The sequence below is a fragment of the Sphingobium sp. genome (genome assembly GCF_003248505.1).
Taxonomy (GTDB): domain Bacteria; phylum Pseudomonadota; class Alphaproteobacteria; order Sphingomonadales; family Sphingomonadaceae; genus Sphingobium.
In genome coordinates, this window is record NZ_QFOA01000028.1 from 1 (window position 1) to 17,134 (window position 17,134).

A 17,134-nucleotide genomic window follows, 5' to 3' on the forward strand; every position below is an offset into this window, starting at 1 on the left:
CGGTCAGGGCTACGCCCCTCCCTACGATCAGCCCAGACAACCGATCCTACCGGCCATCATAGTTGCCGCTCAACCGGCCATCGTAGTTGTCGCCACGCACGCAGCGCCTCTCCAAGATCCGCTTGGCCAGCCAATTGAATGGAATCCGCGCTAAGCCTGATTGTTGAGGAAGATGTTTCCCCAGATTGGATGCGTGATCCTGTGACAATGATGTCGTCACCGTTTCCCGCAGTTCTCGCGCTGGCTGACGCTTCGACAGCCCTCACGATCAATGCGCCTTCAACAACTTCGGCAATCAGACCGGTGCCTTTCAGCAATCGCTTGGCAGCTTCCGCGGGTAAGAAGTGACCCTTGAGGGGTTTTGAAGTTTTACCGCGCAGGGGATCAGCTGGAGCTGAGAACTCTAGGCCGCTTTGCCGTGCGATTGCTCGTAACGCGTCCGTAAGGGACTGAGCCGGTAAGTTGAAATTCAATACCTTGTCGGCTTGCGCTAGTGCAGGTGTGGCGCCGATTAACGCGCAAGCGCAAACACCGACGAAAAAGCCGTTACGAACCACTCGCATTTCATCCCCCATTGCCTGGATGGCGCGTTGCGTGACGCGCATACAAAGCTTGACGGGAGAAATTCAGCGGCGAGCATTCCGCCGATTATTTTGTCAGTACGAGCCTGTTCGAGGCCTGGTTTTCAACGGTAAGGCCGAGCGCGCGGGCAAGATGCTTCGCCACACTTTCGGGATTGCGGATATGCAGTTCTGCACTTACCCGCATTGCGGCAATTTCTGGAGAAGCTGCCTCCAACTTGACGTCGGAATAGAGGTTCACCTCAGCGAGGATCACACTAACGGCCTCATCGTCGTAGCTCTTCACGCCGGTTGTCCATTGCTCGTCGTTGGCCGGCGCCGGTTCGGTGACAGCATTGCCGGATACCGTGGGTGTGCCAGAGTAGCGTATCCGTTCGCCTGGTTGAAGGTAGCTCTTCGCTGCCGGTGCCGATGGCTTGCGTGTCTCGCACGGTGGAGTGACTGCGACCCGTCCTTCGTACAACACCACATTCATCTGGCAATGTGCACGCCGTTCTACACCGAACCGCGTGCCGAGCGCTGTGGTGGTGCCGCCATCAGCGGTGACGGTGAAAGGGCGCGAAGCGTCATGAGCAACGGCGAAGATGGCGCGGCCGTGATCGAGCGTGACGTCCCGGCGCTCTTCATGCAACCAGACAAGCAAGCGGCTATCGGTATCGAGCGTTACGACCGACCCATCGGCAAGCGTGATCGTTCTCACCTCGCCTTTCCGGGTGGTAAAGATCTGTGGCGCATCATCGGTTTTCGCGCCTGACGATGCAATTGGGGGCAGAGTGGAGGGCGAACGCACATTCTGGCCCGGCACGAAATGCGCTCCCAACAGCAGGATGGCGGCCAGCGAAGCTGCGATCGCCAACTTTGCCCAGGGCACGCGTGGGCGGTTCTCTTGTGGACTTCTGTCGTGGCGCTCGTGAACATTCACGGATGCGGGATCAACGACGTCCGAGATCGCGGCATAGGCAATGTCGAATTCCGCCTTGTGTTCGGGCGACTGAGCGCACCAATGCATTGCGGCAGAGCGCAGCGCGGGATCCGTGTGAACCTCCATCGCCCAGCGCCGTGCCTGTTGCTTGACAGTGAGCGAGCCCGGCTCTTCGTCGGTCATCGGCTTTCCATCCTGTCCAGCAGATGGTCCAGCACCTTGAATATCTTCCTCTTCACCGCCCACTCATTCAGTCCCTTAAGCCGACCGATTTCGCGAAAGCTATATCCTTCCACACGGTTTAGCAGAAATAGTTCGCAGTCGAAGGGGTCCAGTGCTTCCAGCAATTGCTCGCAAAAGGCGATGTCGTCACGCGCTGTGAGGATGCGGAGCGGGTCGAACGGGGTCGGGAGATCTTCAGCATCGGACAAGGGGCTTTTCAGATTATCGACGCGCGTTGACGACAGATCGGCCCGGTCGCGCAGCAAGTTCGTGGCGATCCGGCGTAGGTAGGCCTGCGGTGTCGTAAGCATTTTTGCGGTGCCGCTCCGGAGGAAACGGAAGAAGGTTTCCTGAGCGAGCTCGTCCGCTTCTGCATGGGGTACCGAGTTGCGGTGGAAATAGCGGACCAGCCACCGGGTCTCCTCGCGGTACAGCCGGACGATCACATCATCGCCGCGATCTTCGAATTCCTGACCCGCATCGGTAGCGGCGTGGCCTTCACCGGGCATGACGGACATTTCGGTTCGAGAGGCCGCGCGGATTCCCGGTCGAATAAGGGCACGTCGCCAGCGCGGCGCTCGCGCCGCTGTGTTTTCCCGTCTGTCGTCTTGGCTCCATGCGTCGCACCTATGTCCACTCGGGGCGACGGCCGAAGCCGGATGTTGGAAACCTGTCTCGCGGCAGGCGCATGCGCCTTTACCGTAACCGGCTGGACATACGCGCATGCCACCCGGCCCAAAAATCGACCGAGTCTGCGAGATAAAGAGGTTTCCACGCCCCACTTCCGGATTTCACGGAAGCGAGGCCATTTGCACATGGAAGCCGTTGAGTGGCAAGAGGGAATTGACACCAGGTGCAATCAACAACGCCCTGCGCAGGGATCGAACGCCCGTCCGGCTGGCAGTTGGCGATCTATCCGTGAACGAGGATCACACGTTCGCACGTTCATGCGCAGCGGACCTCAGCAAGCGATGTGCGTCGGTATACGGCAGTGCAGAACGGTGGGAATGAATGCCAGGAGAACACACGATAATCAGTGGAGCTCTCACTGATCCTGCCGTGAATGCGGTGTCGGGAAGCTCGTCAGTTTTTCAAAATATCTCCCAGCTCATCCATAATGTGATCCATCCGGCACCGGGTCCTGTCCGATAGCGAAACAAGGCTTCGCCTCCGGTCGTCTGGATCGGCCTTACGGTCCAACATGCCCGCATCGATCATCTCCACCGTGCGGCGGAAGGCCGTCGCGGTTGAAAGCCCGGATGTCGCGGCGAGTGCCTTGAACCCCTCCCTCATTCCCTGCTCCCTCGCGCGATAGAGATCGATCACCATGAGCCATTCGGGCCATTGCCGCCTTTCGAGCCCGAGCTTGAGCTCAGCCAGGCGGTGCTGCTGCTTGAGCGCTTCGCAGATGCGCTGTCGCTGATCCATGGCGCTTACCCAGCCCTGGCCCGGAGCGGATCGTCGACCGGCATGAGCCCCGACCGATAATTGGCGATCAGCGCCTCCTGATCCGGGCGTAGCATGTCGATTGCGCCGACTGGGCCGTTCTCCGCTTCATCCAGCAGTAGCGAGGGGCAGCGGCCCTCGTAAGTGCCGAGGTTGGGCCGATGGGCGCGGTAGCCCGCAAGGCCCATCACATCGCGCGGCAGTGTCCGGGCGACATGTGGCGGATAGGCAAGCCACGGCAACTCATAAGGCTTGAGCCATCCGAGGCTGTAACTGATGATCATCCCACGCCGCGGCATCGCAGTCACGTTGGCCCCGCCTGCATGTAGGGTGGATCCGAGGAACAGCAGGGCATCACCCGGCTCCATTTCTGCAGGAACCGCCTCCTCCATGCCGATGAATATTTCGTCCTGGCGCCGGTGACTGCCAGGCCATACCAGCGTTGCGCCATTCTCGGCCGTGTAAGCGGAAAACGGCCACATGACGTTGAGAAGATATTCGACGCCGGGCGCATGGATGGGCCACATGTCCTGGTCCCGGTGTGGCGGCTGGGCGAGACCGCCCGGTTCGATCTCGATCGCCTGGGTGAGGTTGAGCTGGATCGTATCGCACCAGGGCCGGAGAATTCGCTCGGCAACGCCATGGATCAGGGGATCGAGAACGAAACCGGCAGTGCGCGGCGAACGGTGCAGAAGCCCATGAAATCGCCGCGTCGTCTCGCCGTAGAAGGGCCCCTGCGAGAGCGGTGTGGTTTCGAAACCGGCCCGCAGATCATCGCCCAGCTTTTCGACCAGAAGCCGCGGCGCGGCACCGCGGACGATGCAGTAGCCGTCCCGGTCGAGCTGATCGCCATAGTGCGCGATGTCCTGCTGCAGGCTGTCGATAGCAATGAGGGTCATGACTATCTCCCTTCAGGCGGCTTCGCGATCGATCGCGGCGGTGGGAAGGATGCGCATCGGAACGTGGGTTCCGGCCGCCCGCAGCTTGTCAGGCGTGTCGGCATCGATTTCGATGAGGAGGGCGCCGGTCGGCAGACCCGAGATCATCTGCGGTATACCCAGTGGCCGAACCGTCCAGCCCAGCGAGAGGATCTGGCTGAGCCAGCTGGAATCGGCAACGCAGCTATACCCTGCAATGCCGCGCTGGAGGGCGAACTGAACCACGGCTGTCGCGAGCGCGTTGCGGACTTCCAGCCTCCTGGCGGCCCGCAGGCCGCGCGAAAGGCATAGCCGGCTCAGTTCGAAGATTTGCGGGCCAACGGGCACGCTTGCGTCGCATAGCGAAGGAAAGATCGTCCCCAGCACATGCGGACGGTTGGTGTGCAACAAGCGGATGGATCCCTGATGGGCGCCGCCGTCGTCGCTGGCGACGATGTAGATCGCGTGGTCATCATCGAACTGGTCGATTTCGAACGCTTCGGCGACCACCGGGACGTCCCAGCCTAGCAGGTCCACGAACACCCGCTTGCGCGCATGATGCATGGCGTCGAGAACCGGGTTGGCGCCCGGTGGTTCGTGTCCTTCGAAAATCCGGATCATGGTGATGCTCCCTGTCTGGCCGGAATCGGCAGAGAGCATCATCGGTGTGAGGGACACCGCGAGTCTGTACCCGGAACTGGGACTTGATCAGTGCATCGACAACAACTCGGGGTACGTGACGATGCCGTCGAACAGGGCGCGGGCGATGAGGTTGTTGCGCTGGATATTCCCATAGGCCCGCATGATCCGCTTGGCATATTCATGCGTCGTATGTTCCGAGAGATGCAGGATGTCGGCGATCTCGCCATAGGTCTTGCCGCGCCCGAGCAGGATCAACACTTCCCGCTCTCGGGGTTTGAGCTTGGGCGGCGCGGGGAGTTCAAGACCTGCCCGGAGCCTTACGACGCGCCGCATCGCTTCAAAGGCAAAGGACACCGCGAAGAAGGCGGCAGGCATCGCCTCGGATGGCACTGTGTCGAGCCGGGACGTGGCGAACGTGCAGCTTCCGGCATATTCGCCCGGGAGGTGCATCGGTACCGTATAACCGCCGCGCAGGTTCCGCTTCGCACCCTGTTCGAAGATGTAGCGCTGACGCGGCGTGAGCGTTTCCAGCATCCGGGGGTTGGGCCAGAGGAAGCCGGTGTTTCGCCCGTCGCACGAGATCTGGACCGGGTCGTCGAGGAAATATTGCCCGGTGATGATCTCATTCAGCCAGTCGCTGTCGTAATTGGTGAGGCCATAAGCGCCGACCGGCGGGTGCAGCAGATCGACATGATGGCTGATCGCGAATCGGTCGAATCCCAAAACGAATGTCAGGCGTTCAAGGGCTTCATAGACCCGGTTATCGTCTGACGTCTCCCCCAGAATACTGACTATCTGCTTGTAGTCGTCCCTGTCGAACATCGTATGCCTCCTTAATTCATGTTCGGAAATTTCCTTTCAGGCATCCATTGGTCGCGCCATGTTCGGCGTTATGTTTGAGGGCGAACGTAATATTTTCGGCGTCTCGCGAAGTGGAGCGGGAGGAGGAAGACAGATGATCTGTAGTTTTCCTCATTCTCAGCGTGGAGCCCGCCATGCCCACACAAAAAATCCTGACCGCGTTTCGCGAACTTCTTCGTCGTGCGCGTGGTGCGCATGCCCGTTGGCAACGCAAGCGGCAGCTTGTGCGCCATACCCGCAAGCTTGAAGCGATACTGCGCGAAGAGCCGCCCTATGTCGCCGAGGCCGTCGACCTGTTTTTCCGCCAGAAACAGCCTGTCCCGGTCATTGCCGAGACACTCGGCATCGACGCCGAAGAGGTCCGGGACGCGCTTCTTCGTATTGTCGAACACTTCGAAGCGGATGTGCATTGATATGTCCATCTGCTTTCCGGGTTCTGGAGCAAGGCTCAGCCAATCCGCCGGACCAGCGTATCGCGCAACGAAGCCCGTGATTGTGGATTGTCCAGCCCCCGGCCCGTAGAGCGCGCAGTGGATTGGAGAGATGAGCATCATTTCAGCCACCCCGCCTTGCGAAAGCTCACGATCCCCCGGCGCGCGACAACGAGATGATCGTGCACGACGATACCGAAGCACCGGGCCGCGTCCGCGATCTTCTCCGTAACATCCCGATCGGCTCGCGACGGTACGGGCGACCCTGAGGGATGATTATGTGCGAGCAGGATAGCCGTGGCATCCAGTTCAAGGCACCGCTTGAGTATCTCACGTGGCCAGACCTGGACACCGGAAACCGACCCGACGCCCATGATCTCGTCGGCGATCAGTTCGTTGTTCGCGTTGAGGAACAGCACGCAAAAATGCTCCGCCCGCTCATAGGCTATTTTGCCGCGCAGATAGGCGTGGACGGTCCGATCACTCGACAATATCGGTCGCTCGGCCAAAGGTGCCCGCAGCACCTGCTCCACGACGCGCTGGAAGCAGCGGAATGTTCGCTCGACATCCATGGCGTGGTCGAGCAGCTCGATCCGCTCAGCCGGACAGGCCGCCAGCGCACCACCCAGTGACCCGAACCGGGTGAAGAGACGATCGGCCAGTTCGCGGGCCCGGTCGGGCCGGGTGAGCCCGATCAGCTCTTCCAGGGCGCGTCGGCACCCCGGCGCTTCAGCCGGTCCTGATGACGCCATGTCGCGGCGATCAGGACGATCTGCGCCAGCCAGCTCCATACCGCTATCGCATGCATGTAAGCGCGCGGCACGACATTCGGCACAGTCTGCAGCATGACATGGACGATGACCTCGTCCGCCAACATGGCTGCGACCCACATCGGCCAGAAGCGATTGCTCCGAAGGGATAGCCATAGGAATATTCCCAGGATAGCCAGGTCGGTCAGAAGAATACCTGTCTCGACGTGCTCAAAGCGGTGAATGGCGGGCGATGCAGCCAGAACGCTGAGACCCGCGCCTCCAAGGAGGGTTGCCGCCCCGATCTGCTCGGGACGGCCCCCTTTCACGAATGCATAGCCGCTGCTGACGACCAGTAGAGCGGAGAACAGGATTTGTCTCGTCATGACCCATGGCAACATGATTTGTGAAAGCTCGTCAAACACGACGCGGGCGATCATACCGCCCGCAGGTGCTGGCTGGCGGGCTCCGAGATAGCGCCCCTGACCTTGAGCAGGTCGCCATAGCTCACCTCGGTCAGGCCCATGTCGTCGCTGGCCCGTTTGAGATTGGCGTGGGTCGCGACGATCCTTTCGCGCGTTTCGGCCATAAGCACCATGGCTGAGGCGGAACTGGCAAAGGCGTCCTGGCCGATGGCCGCCGATAGACGGGCATCCAGGCGAGCCAGGGGGAGGGCCGCATTCAGTTCGGCAATCCGGGCGGCAGCGATATCGAGGGCCGCTTCAGCGGCGAAGAGACGTTCAGCGACGTTTCGGGCGATGGTCTGGCGTTGAGCGCGCATGGTTGCTCCTTCCCATCCTCACGGACAGGTTCAAGAATATGGTTTTTGGGATAGATGCTGCCGTACTGGCTCACGAGAGTGTTGAGCGCCGAGAGCAGCGACACTGCGGAACCTATGATGACGAGCAACGCCGCCATCAGGAACACAAAGATGATCAGCGTATAAGATCCGGTCAGGTCATTGTCTTGCCTCCCTGCTGTACGGACGGGAGCCAGATCACGCAGGGCGCGTAACGAGCGAGCGCGGTTTCCATTGGCCAAAGGCCGTTGTTCCTCCGCGAAGCTGTCGACTGCCTGTGCTACTTGCGTCTGTGTGTCCGTAGGTTCGTCAACACCCACATCAGGGCAGGAATCGCGGTTCTCGCCTAGGGGCAATAAATGAGGGGGCAAAAAATGTTGGAATTCTGATGGGGCATTTTGTGCCTCCCAGGCCACGAACATCTGGGCTGCGACCCTGCGGGAAACCCCGCCCAATATCTGGCGCGCCTCGAATATGAGATTGTTCACGGTGCTGGGCGACAGACCCAAAATCAGGCCGATTTCCTTGGCGGAATAGCTCTTTGCCGCCTCGCGCAGACAGTCGCCATGCCGCCGGCTGAGAAGCTTCATCTTGTCCGAATGGTCTGTAACCAAGGGCATTTCCCGTCGCCCTCCTCGGGCAATATGAAGTCGCACCTTTCCTGCTGCGCGTCGTATCCGATCTTCCGGCTATGCCTGCCGGTAACGGTGTCGAATTCGATCACATGCCGCTTCAGACTATACCTCTCCGATCCGCCTGGTGACAGGTCAAACAGGCGATTGGTCAAGGGAATCAACGATATGTAGCCTTAAGGCAACGGTAGACGGTTAAAATCTATTAACCCGGTTCGTACCGGCGACGACTCGCTTTTTCACCCCGACGCCAATCCGAGTCGGGCGCGAGCGGGATGCGGCGAAAGGGAGGGGGAGGGCGAATGGCGAACGAAACGAGGTATCGTCGTGCGAAGCTCCCACTGGATATCGCCCGTTGCCGACATCCGCATATCCCCCGCCCATGTAGGGAGCGAGCACCATGGCCCCAGCACCTGACCTCGAGATCGAGGGTGAACGGTTGTGCCGACGGCTTAGCGGCAGATGGACGAATGGGCAGGGGCTCTGCCTGTGTCCTGCCCATAACGATCACGATCCGAGCCTGTCCATCCGCGTCGGCCGCCGCGCCCTGCTGTTCAAATGCTTTGCGGGCTGTGACACGATCGCCGTCCTCCATGCGATCCGACGGCTGCATCTGCCTCTTCCCCGCCCGGCTCCCGATGTTCCATTATCGCGCTCGAACCAGACCGCACCGCGACCGGGGCCAGCCTTGCGCCTCTGGGATGCATCTGCTCCACTCATCGGGACGCCCGCCGACACCTATCTGTCCGGGCGCCTGCTCCAGCCGCCGTGGCATGACCTGCGCTTTAACGCGCGCACACCGCTCGGACGCGGTCGCGACGTGGTATTCCGCCCGGCGCTCATCGCCGCGGTGCGCGAGAGGCACCGGATCGTCGCTGTCCATCGGTCCTTCCTCGATCCGGTGTCATTCACTCTCGCGAACGACCTGACCGATGCTCGCATGATGCTGGGACGACCCGGTCGCGGCGCGGTCCAGCTGGCCCCCGCAAACGACATTCTGGGTCTCGCCGAAGGGATCGAGACCGCGCTTGCTGCCATGCGGCTGCACCGGCTTCCGGTCTGGGCCACGCTCGGCGCCGAGCGCGCCGGGCATATTCTCCTGCCCGACAGTCTCGAACGACTCGTACTCCTGTTCGACAGGGATGGGCCCGGGTGGTCCGCGCACCAGCGCGCTTTGGAAGCCTATGCCCGGCCTGACCTGGAGATTCGCAGCGCCTGGCCGCCTGCAGGGTATAACGACTGGGCCGATGTGCTCGCCGCCCGGCTGCGCGCGGCCTGAGGGGATGCCAACGAGAGGAGGCTGCCCCGCGTCACGAGACGCGGGGCAGCGAACCCATCAGCCGTTGAGGCGATCCTTCACCGCCTTGGCCGGGGCGAAGCTCAGCTTCTTCGAGGCCTTGATCGCGATGGTCTCGCCGGTCGCCGGATTGCGGCCCTCGCGCGCCGGGGAATCCTTGACCTTGAACTTGCCGAAGCCGTTCAGCGAAATCTCCTCGCCCTTCGCGGCGGCATCGGTGATCAGATCGAAGATGCTGTCGACGGCCTGGCGTGCATCGGCTTTCGTGAGGCCGAGCGCCGCCGCCAGCGCTTCTGCGAGTTCGGAATTGTTCATGAAGAGTCTCCTGGAAAATGGCGAAGCTCGTTTCCTTAGTCGCGCAGTAGCCCATGGTCACGACCCAAAAAGGCGCGACCGGAAAGGAGAGGGGGAAGGGGGCAGCGCGCGCGGCCTGATTGTGCGGGCCGTCTCTGCTCCAGGAGTTATCCTATGATCAAACCAGCCCTTCTCATCCCCGCGAGCCATCTCGCCAAGTCGCCCATCAACGTGCGCAAGCGGACCGATCCGCGCGCCGATGCCGAGCTCGAAGCCAGCATCGCCGCGCACGGCCTCCTTCAGAACCTCGTCGGCGTGCCGGTGTCCCGAAAGAAGGGGCATTACCGCATCACCGCCGGTGGCCGGCGCCTCGACGCGATCCACCGCCTGATCGAGAAGGGCCGACTGCGGCCCGATCATGAAGTGCCTGTCCTGGTCCTTTCCAATACGAAGGACGGTCGCGAGGTCAGCCTCGTCGAGAATTTTGAACGGGCGCCGCTTTCTCCCGCCGAAGATTGCCTCGCTTTCCGCGACCTTATCGAGGTCGAAAAGCTGAACCCCGCGGACATCGCCCGGCGCTTCGGCATCGAGGAACGCTTCGTGCTCGGCCGCCTGCGCCTGGCTAATCTCGCCGATCCGATCTTCGCCGCGCTCGAGGGCGACGAGATCACGCTCGACGTTGCCAAGGCCTATGCCACGACCGCAGATACGGGCCGGCAGATGGCGGTGTGGGAATCGCTGCGGACCGGCTATTCGCGCGATAACGTCAACGAGATCCGGCGCGCGCTCAAGACCTACAGCTACCGCGCCGATGATCCCAGGGCGCTGCTGGTCGGACGCGACGCCTATATCGCCGCCGGTGGGCGGGTCGAAGACCAGGATCTGTTTTCGACCGCTACCGATGAGCGCTGGATCGATACCCATATTCTCGATGACCTCGCCGCAGAAAAGCTCGCCGCGCAGGCTGAGGTGATCCGTCAGCGTGAAGGGCTGGGCGAGGTGCGGGTGGTTGCCGCCGAGCACGTTCCCTATATGGCGACCTTCGCGCTGCAACCGCTGAGCGGAAGCATCGAGCCCCTCACCGAAGACCAGGAAGCACGTAAACAGGAGATCGAAGCGGAAATCGCCGGGATCGACCTTCGCGCGGGAGATGAAACCTGTGAGCCCGAAGGCGATGAGGCGCAGCGCTATGCCGACCTCCAGGCTGAACTGGGTGCGATCACCGAACGTGAACCCGTGCTCGACGCCGAGCAGAAAGCCTCCGCGCTCGGCTATGTCGTGTTGAAACCCGATGGAACCCCGCAGATCCATCATCAGCTCTACCTCGCACCCACTGCCGACACGGGTGCCGACGAGAGCGATGACGAAGACGCCGAACCTGCCGACGGGCTCAGCGGCTCCGGTGCGGCGATCGATACCGCGCCCGCCATGAGCCAGCGCCTGCGGGAGATGCTGGCGATGATGAAGACCGAGCTCCTCGCCGTCCATGTCGCCAGCGACCCGGCATTCGCGCTCGATCTCGGTACCTTCCTCATGGTCGAGCGGGAATGCCGGCATATGCCCTGCATCGTGCCGTGCGATCTATATGCCACGGCGCCCCAACCGTTGCTTGCCGATTTCAAGCCCGAGACCCCGGCTGCGGCAGAATGGCGCAGGTTCGAAGAGGCGCTCGATCGCAGCTGGACCGGCTACTCGGGGCTTGAGGAGCGTTACGATGCCTTCTGCGCGCTTGGCGATGAAGCGCGGGCGGCCTGGCTGGGCTGGGCGATCGCGCGCACGCTCCATGCCGTTCCCGATGGGCGCGAGGGCACCGACTTCCTCAACCATCTCGGTCGCAAGCTCGGCATCGACGTCGCCGCCTGGTGGCGCCCCACCGCACTGACCTTCTTCGACAAGCTGACCAGGCCCGGCATCCTCGCTCTCTTCGAGGGGATCGGCGGCGAGGAATTGCGCGTGCGCTATTCGGGTTCGAAGAAGCACGACCTTGCCGCATCGGCCGAGCGGCTCTTTGGCGGAGACGTGGTCATCGAGCCCGAGATCCAGGAACGGGCACTCGCCTGGCTGCCCGAGCAGATGCGATTTGGCCCTTCCGAAGGGGAAGCCGATGCCGATGCTAAAGCGGCGAATGCCGATGCGGACATGCCCGTCCGGTCGGTCGACGCATCCGATAATGCAACCGACGAAACTCTGCCGCACGCTGCGTGAAGATCGTGGGGACCGGGCCTGTCCCGGTCCCGCCTCGTCCCCTCAGTTCAGGCCACAGCACTTCTTGTATTTGCGCCCCGATCCACAGGGGCAGGGGTCGTTTCGGCCAATCTTCTGGCGTTTGATGCTGGAAGGCCGGTGTGGATCATTCTCCAGCCGCCACTGATGCAGCATCTCCACCCAGATCGGGATCAGGTCGGGCGCCTCGGTATCCCAGCGATCCTCCTCGGCGCGCGTGAGCTTCCGCGTCCCGTCGGCAAAGGCGCGCAATGTCCGGATGCCCTCGATCGCCGCCCGGCATCCGGCGTCATCGTCGGCCAGAACCCGTAGCCATCCGGCCGGCGAGATGTCCATCGCCTGCCCGAACCCCTCGATCCACATCTCCCACAGCGTCTCGTCGGTCCGGGTGTCGATTTCCAGCACCGGCTCGAACGTGCCGGGCTGTGCCAGCGATGCGAGGATCTCATGGTAGCGATGCATCACCAGATCGATGAAATGCTGCATGCCGCCGGCATCGACGAAAGTGGGAATGCCCTCGCCGTCGTCTCCCGCCCAGACCGTCTTAAGCCATTGGCTGGGCACGATCAGGTCCGGGCTGACGATGACGCCGGTGAGGAAGCCGTCGAGCTGGGTGAGCAGCATGCAGTCGTCGCCCTGCGCGAGCAGCAGCTGATCGAGTTCATCGAGATAGTCGAACGAGAAAGCCATTTCCCTTTCTAGCCCGCCTTCGCCCGCTCGTCATCGTTCGGGACATCTCCAATTCTTGGCATCCGCACCGGGACCAGCGCGCAAGGAGCGGAGGGGGGGAAGGGAGCGATGAATGATCCCGTTGTCTGCCGAGGTGTCCAAGCATATGTCCCAACTCGCCTTCGCCACCATGGATGCACCAGCATCCTTGCATTGCGTCGCCATATCGCTCGCCCAGCACATGCGCCGCGGCGCGCAGATTACACGACAGGCTCTCAAGCGCTTCATGCTGGAGGCATTCGGGGCCGACGACGCCGATGGCGCCTGGACCATGCGCGATGCCTACGATGCACTCGAAGCCGCGCAGGTGATGCTGCTCCAGGACGCCGATTGCCCGCTTCTTCAGGGAGAGCCACGGCAGATATTCACGGCACTGCGGGGATTCGAACATGCGCTCCCGACCCAGACCTATCGTTCCGAGCGACAAATTGAATTTCAGCAGTTCAGCACGCCGCTGAGCCTCGCCTGGCTCGCAGGCCTTGCCGGGCAGATCCGGCAGGATGACCTCGTGCTCGAGCCGTCGGCGGGCACGGGGATGCTCGCGGTCCATGCATGGCGAGCGGGTGCGTGCCTGCAACTCAATGAATTAGATCCGAAACGGGCCGACCTGCTCGGCCGGATCTTCGATCGAACCGTTACTCGCCATGACGGCGAACATATCGGCGATCTGCTCGCGAGCGCTCCGAGGCCGACGCTGGTGCTGATCAACCCACCCTTCAGCCGCAGTGCCGGGCGCGGTGTCGATCGCCACGCCGGCGCCCGCCATCCGCGCGCCGCGCTGGGCCGCCTCGCCCCCGGCGGCCGCTGCGTGGCGATCATGCCGCCGAACTTCGCGGCGGATGGCACCGCCTCGCTCGGCTACACTGCCGTTGCCGAGATGGCGCCGCCGCGCGCCGAGATCACCATCCGCGGTAACCCCTATGCCAAGCATGGGACCAGTATCGATGTCCGTCTCTTCGTTTACGACAAGGGATGGACAGGAGAAGCCCAGCGTCATGTCGCGGACACGATCGAGGCTGCTCTCGATATCGTGCTGGCTCTTCCCTCCCGGCTTGATCCTTTCGATCCACCCCCGGCTCCCGCACCGGTGGCCAAGCCCTGTCCCGCGCCCGAACCCAAGCCACCGCTGACTGCTCCCCTGATAACGCGGCCTTCACGGAAAATAGCGCCGCCAGTCCGCATTCCCGCGAGCGAACCGCCCGAACCGGTATCTTACAGCGTACGGGAGACGCCGCTCGCACCGGGACAGGCGATCGGCATCTATTCCCTGTGGCAACCCGCTCGGCTTGTGATCGACGACGCCTGCGCGCATCCGGACGAACTCGTCGAATCCATCGCGATGGCATCCGTCTCGCTTCCGGCCCCTCGCTACCACCCCCGTCTCCAGAAGCGTGCCTTCAAGGCGCTCTCCGACGCGCAGCTTGAGACCATCATCCATGCAGGCGAAGCGCACGAACGCGATCTTCCCGGGCGCTTCTCGGCCAATCTGGCCGGTGATCGCCTGCTCGAGGACGAGGAGGGCAGCGCCTACCGGACCGGCTTCTTCGTTGCCGATGGGACCGGCGTCGGGAAAGGGCGCGAGGCAGCAGGCATCATTCTCGATCAATGGAACCGCGGCAATCGCCGCGCGATCTGGATTTCGCTGGCCGATCTCATCGAGGACGCGCGCCGTGACTGGACAGCGCTTGGCGGCCTTGCCATCGATATCCAGCCGGTCGCGAACTTTGCGCTGGGCACACCGATCACCATGGAAAGCGGCATCGTCTTCCTGACCTACGCTGCGCTGCGCTCGAGCCGCCATGATACGGCATCGCGCCTGCAGCAGTTGCTGGACTGGACCGGTAAGGATTTCTCCGGGGTGATCGTCTTCGACGAATCCCACGCCATGGCCCATGCAGCCGGGACCGAGACGGATTTCGGGAAGGCGCACGGCTCGGAACAGGGGCTCGCCGGCGTCCGCCTGCAAAATGCGCTCCCACGCGCCCGCATCCTCTACATGTCGGCGACCGGCGCGGCGCGGCCGGAAAACCTCGCCTATGCCGTTCGTCTCGGGCTATGGGGAGCCGGTACGGCCTTCGCCACACGCGACATGTTCATGAAGGCCATGGCAGAGGGCGGCATCGCCGCGCTCGAAGTCGTTTGCCGCGATCTCAAGGCGATGGGTCTCTACACCGCGCGCGCCTTGAGCTTCGCCGGCGTCGAGTATGAACCGCTGGAGCATGCGCTCACGCCGGACCAGATCTCGGTATACGATGCCTACGCGGACAGTTGGGGGATCATCCATCGAGGCCTCCGAGAAGTTCTCGCCGAGATCGGCGTGGTCGATAGGATTTCCGGCAAGACCCAGAACGGCCAGGCGCGCGGGTCAGCGCTCAGCTCCTTCGAGGGGGCGAAGTTGCGGTTTTTCTCCAGCCTGCTCGTGAGCCTGAAGATTCCGACGCTCATCGCGGCCATCGAGCAGGAACTGGCGGCGGGTAATGCCGTGCTGGTGCAGCTGGCGAGCACGGGCGAAGCCATCATGGACCGGCGACTGTCCGAACTCTCGCCGGAGGAACGGGCGATGATGGATGTCCAGGTCTCTCCCAAGGAGACCCTCGTCGATTATCTGAAAAATGCCTTCCCGGTGCGCCAGATGCGGGTCTTTCGCGCCGATGACGGCACGGTTCGCTCGGAACCGATGAGTGACGCCCAAGGCAATCCCGTGCTCTGCAGGCAGGCAATTGCTTCTCGCGACGAACTGATCGAGGACCTGTGCGCTCTGCCTGCCATTCCGACCGCGCTCGACGCGCTGATCGCACATTTTGGTACGGAGCGGGTCGCCGAGATCACGGGCCGTTCCCGGCGCATCGTCACCGACAGTACGGGCCGGCAGAAGATCGAGAGGCGCGGCGCCCGCGCCAATGTCCTCGAGGTCCAGGCCTTTCAGAACGGCAATAAATCGATCGCCGCCTTCTCTCTCGCGGGCAGCACCGGCCGGTCCATGCATTCGGATCGGAACTGCCCGACCGCGCATTGTCGCCGGACCCATTTTCTCCTCGAACTGGGATTTCGCATCCTTTCGGCAGTACAGGGCTTCGGTCGCAGCCACCGCACCAATCAGGTGACGCCGCCGGTCTATCGCCCGCTCACGACCGATTGCCGCGGCGAGCGCCGGTTCCTCAGCACGATTATCCGGGGCCTCGAAGCGCTCGGCGCGCTGACCCGGGGCCAGCGTCAGGCCGGATCGCAGAATCTTTTCGATCCATCCGACAGTCTGGAATCCGAGTTCGCGCGCGATGCGCTCGTCCAGTGGTTCCATCTTCTTTATGAGGGCAAGCTGCGCAGTGTGACGCTCGCCGATTTCCAGGAGATCACCGGATTGGAACTGTGCGACGAGGGCGGGGAACTGAAGGAGCGCCTGCCGCCGATCCACCGCTGGCTCAATCGCATCCTGGCCTTGCGCATCGCCACGCAGAACCGCATCTTCGAAGAATTCCTGGGACTGGTCGAGGATCGCGTCGAGGCGGCGCGGGCCGCCGGGACGCTTGATCTGGGGATCGAGACGATCCGCGCCGAACGTGTGCATGTTCTGTCCGACCAGCTCCTGCGCGCCGACCCGGTGACCGGCGCGGAAACGAGGCTGTTACGGCTCGAACTTCATCGAAGACCGCCGGTCACCAGTTGGGCCGCGTTGCAGTACGAGTTGCGCGGTTCGGACGACGTGCGGTGGCTGCACAACACGCGCTCGGGTCGGGTGGCGCTCTATGTGCCGACATGGCCGGGGCAGGACGACGAGGGCCAATGGATCGAACGCTGTTATCTCATACGCCCTGGTGGCCGGGCGCGAATGGACGTCGCGGCACTTGCCGGCAGCCACTGGGAGGAGATCGAGCGTGATAGCTTCCAGGCGCTCTGGGACGCGGAAGCCCGCGATGCTGGGGAAAGGCTTGTGGTCGAAACGATCACGCTGGCGACGGGCCTGCTCCTGCCCGTGTGGAAGAGGCTACCCGCCGATGACGTGCGCGTATGGCGGATCGACGACGGCACCGGCATGTCCATTCTCGGGCGTATCATCCATCCCGGCGCCCTCGAGCGGCTCGAACAGGCATTCGGGCTTGCCGGTGGCGTGATTCTAGGGCCTGACGAGATCATTGCCGGCGCGCGCATGGCCGGCGGCGTAGCGATTCCGGGCCTGGGCCCAGCCAGGCTGGTTCGGGTCCAGGTCAACGATAGTCCCCGCCTCGAAATCCGCGATTACCGGCCGGAGGATCGCACCTGGCTCAAGTCCTGTGGGGCATTCTCGGAGGTCTTGAGTTTCAGGACCAGATTGTTCCTGCCACCCGATTGCGCGTGCGACATATTGACGAGGATCATTGAGGATCGGAGTTGATCCACCGCTGCCGCGCGAAG

The 17,134-nt window shown here is 62.8% G+C and carries 17 protein-coding genes; 4 read left to right on the plus strand and 13 right to left on the minus strand.

The annotated features are described in order from the left end of the window. Positions 1 to 56: 56 nt before the first annotated feature. The 7 genes from DI606_RS10590 to DI606_RS10620 all read right to left on the minus strand — a co-directional run bounded on the left by DI606_RS10590 (position 57) and on the right by DI606_RS10620 (position 5,552). Positions 57 to 605, minus strand: a complete 549-nt coding sequence (locus DI606_RS10590; protein WP_293982545.1) for an STN domain-containing protein — start codon at positions 603 to 605, stop codon at positions 57 to 59. A gap of 43 nt (positions 606 to 648) precedes the next feature. Next, entirely contained in the window at positions 649 to 1,686 is a 1,038-nt protein-coding gene (locus DI606_RS10595; protein ID WP_159365857.1) for a FecR family protein, read from the minus strand. Next, complete coding sequence (locus DI606_RS10600) at positions 1,683 to 2,243, minus strand: RNA polymerase sigma factor (RefSeq protein WP_234893136.1); 561 nt, start codon at positions 2,241 to 2,243, stop codon at positions 1,683 to 1,685. Before DI606_RS10600 ends, DI606_RS10595 begins: the two co-directional genes overlap by 4 nt. Before the next feature lie 565 nt (positions 2,244 to 2,808). Then, the gene (locus tag DI606_RS10605) at positions 2,809 to 3,153 is read right to left on the minus strand and encodes a MarR family transcriptional regulator (RefSeq protein ID WP_159365858.1); all 345 of its coding nucleotides are present in this window, start codon (positions 3,151 to 3,153) and stop codon (positions 2,809 to 2,811) included. Between the two features lie 5 nt (positions 3,154 to 3,158). Further along, positions 3,159 to 4,070, minus strand: coding sequence for a phytanoyl-CoA dioxygenase family protein (locus DI606_RS10610; protein WP_159365859.1), 912 nt, complete (start codon positions 4,068 to 4,070; stop codon positions 3,159 to 3,161). 12 nt (positions 4,071 to 4,082) lie between these two features. Beyond that, the gene (locus tag DI606_RS10615) at positions 4,083 to 4,709 is read right to left on the minus strand and encodes an acyl-homoserine-lactone synthase (protein WP_159365860.1); all 627 of its coding nucleotides are present in this window, start codon (positions 4,707 to 4,709) and stop codon (positions 4,083 to 4,085) included. 87 nt (positions 4,710 to 4,796) lie between these two features. Further along, positions 4,797 to 5,552: a LuxR family transcriptional regulator gene (locus DI606_RS10620; protein WP_159365861.1), complete on the minus strand. Its 756-nt coding sequence runs from the start codon at positions 5,550 to 5,552 to the stop codon at positions 4,797 to 4,799. Positions 5,553 to 5,725: 173 nt separating this feature from the next. On the opposite strand from DI606_RS10620, the gene DI606_RS10625 reads away from it, so the two are divergent. Beyond that, positions 5,726 to 6,004, plus strand: a complete 279-nt coding sequence (locus DI606_RS10625) for a hypothetical protein (RefSeq protein ID WP_159365862.1) — start codon at positions 5,726 to 5,728, stop codon at positions 6,002 to 6,004. 137 nt (positions 6,005 to 6,141) lie between these two features. Here DI606_RS10625 and DI606_RS10630 read toward each other — a convergent pair whose 3' ends face one another. From DI606_RS10630 to DI606_RS10645, 4 genes are all read right to left on the minus strand, one after another. Next, a complete protein-coding gene (locus DI606_RS10630) occupies positions 6,142 to 6,774 on the minus strand; it encodes a RadC family protein (protein WP_159365863.1) in 633 nt (210 codons plus the stop codon). Continuing rightward, on the minus strand, positions 6,717 to 7,211 hold the full coding sequence (locus DI606_RS10635; RefSeq protein ID WP_234893137.1) for a hypothetical protein: 495 nt from the start codon (positions 7,209 to 7,211) through the stop codon (positions 6,717 to 6,719). Before DI606_RS10635 ends, DI606_RS10630 begins: the two co-directional genes overlap by 58 nt. Next, positions 7,208 to 7,360, minus strand: coding sequence for a hypothetical protein (locus tag DI606_RS10640; protein WP_293982559.1), 153 nt, complete (start codon positions 7,358 to 7,360; stop codon positions 7,208 to 7,210). The genes DI606_RS10635 and DI606_RS10640 overlap by 4 nt, the downstream gene beginning before the upstream one ends. Before the next feature lie 92 nt (positions 7,361 to 7,452). Then, on the minus strand, positions 7,453 to 8,190 hold the full coding sequence (locus DI606_RS10645; protein ID WP_159365865.1) for a LuxR C-terminal-related transcriptional regulator: 738 nt from the start codon (positions 8,188 to 8,190) through the stop codon (positions 7,453 to 7,455). Between the two features lie 412 nt (positions 8,191 to 8,602). On the opposite strand from DI606_RS10645, the gene DI606_RS10650 reads away from it, so the two are divergent. Continuing rightward, the gene (locus DI606_RS10650; RefSeq protein WP_169860749.1) at positions 8,603 to 9,481 is read left to right on the plus strand and encodes a toprim domain-containing protein; all 879 of its coding nucleotides are present in this window, start codon (positions 8,603 to 8,605) and stop codon (positions 9,479 to 9,481) included. Between the two features lie 57 nt (positions 9,482 to 9,538). On the opposite strand, the gene DI606_RS10655 is transcribed toward DI606_RS10650, so the two are convergent. Further along, positions 9,539 to 9,814, minus strand: a complete 276-nt coding sequence (locus DI606_RS10655; protein ID WP_159365866.1) for an HU family DNA-binding protein — start codon at positions 9,812 to 9,814, stop codon at positions 9,539 to 9,541. A gap of 153 nt (positions 9,815 to 9,967) precedes the next feature. Here DI606_RS10655 and DI606_RS10660 point away from each other — a divergent pair, with 153 nt between their 5' ends. Next, positions 9,968 to 11,998 (plus strand): ParB/RepB/Spo0J family partition protein, encoded by a 2,031-nt coding sequence (locus DI606_RS10660; RefSeq protein ID WP_185706771.1) that lies wholly within the window; start codon positions 9,968 to 9,970, stop codon positions 11,996 to 11,998. 42 nt (positions 11,999 to 12,040) lie between these two features. Here DI606_RS10660 and DI606_RS10665 read toward each other — a convergent pair whose 3' ends face one another. Further along, a complete protein-coding gene (locus DI606_RS10665) occupies positions 12,041 to 12,706 on the minus strand; it encodes a UPF0149 family protein (RefSeq protein WP_159365868.1) in 666 nt (221 codons plus the stop codon). 112 nt (positions 12,707 to 12,818) lie between these two features. Between DI606_RS10665 and DI606_RS10670 the strand changes: the two genes are divergently transcribed. Next, complete coding sequence (locus tag DI606_RS10670; protein WP_159365869.1) at positions 12,819 to 17,114, plus strand: strawberry notch family protein; 4,296 nt, start codon at positions 12,819 to 12,821, stop codon at positions 17,112 to 17,114. Positions 17,115 to 17,134: the final 20 nt, after the last annotated feature.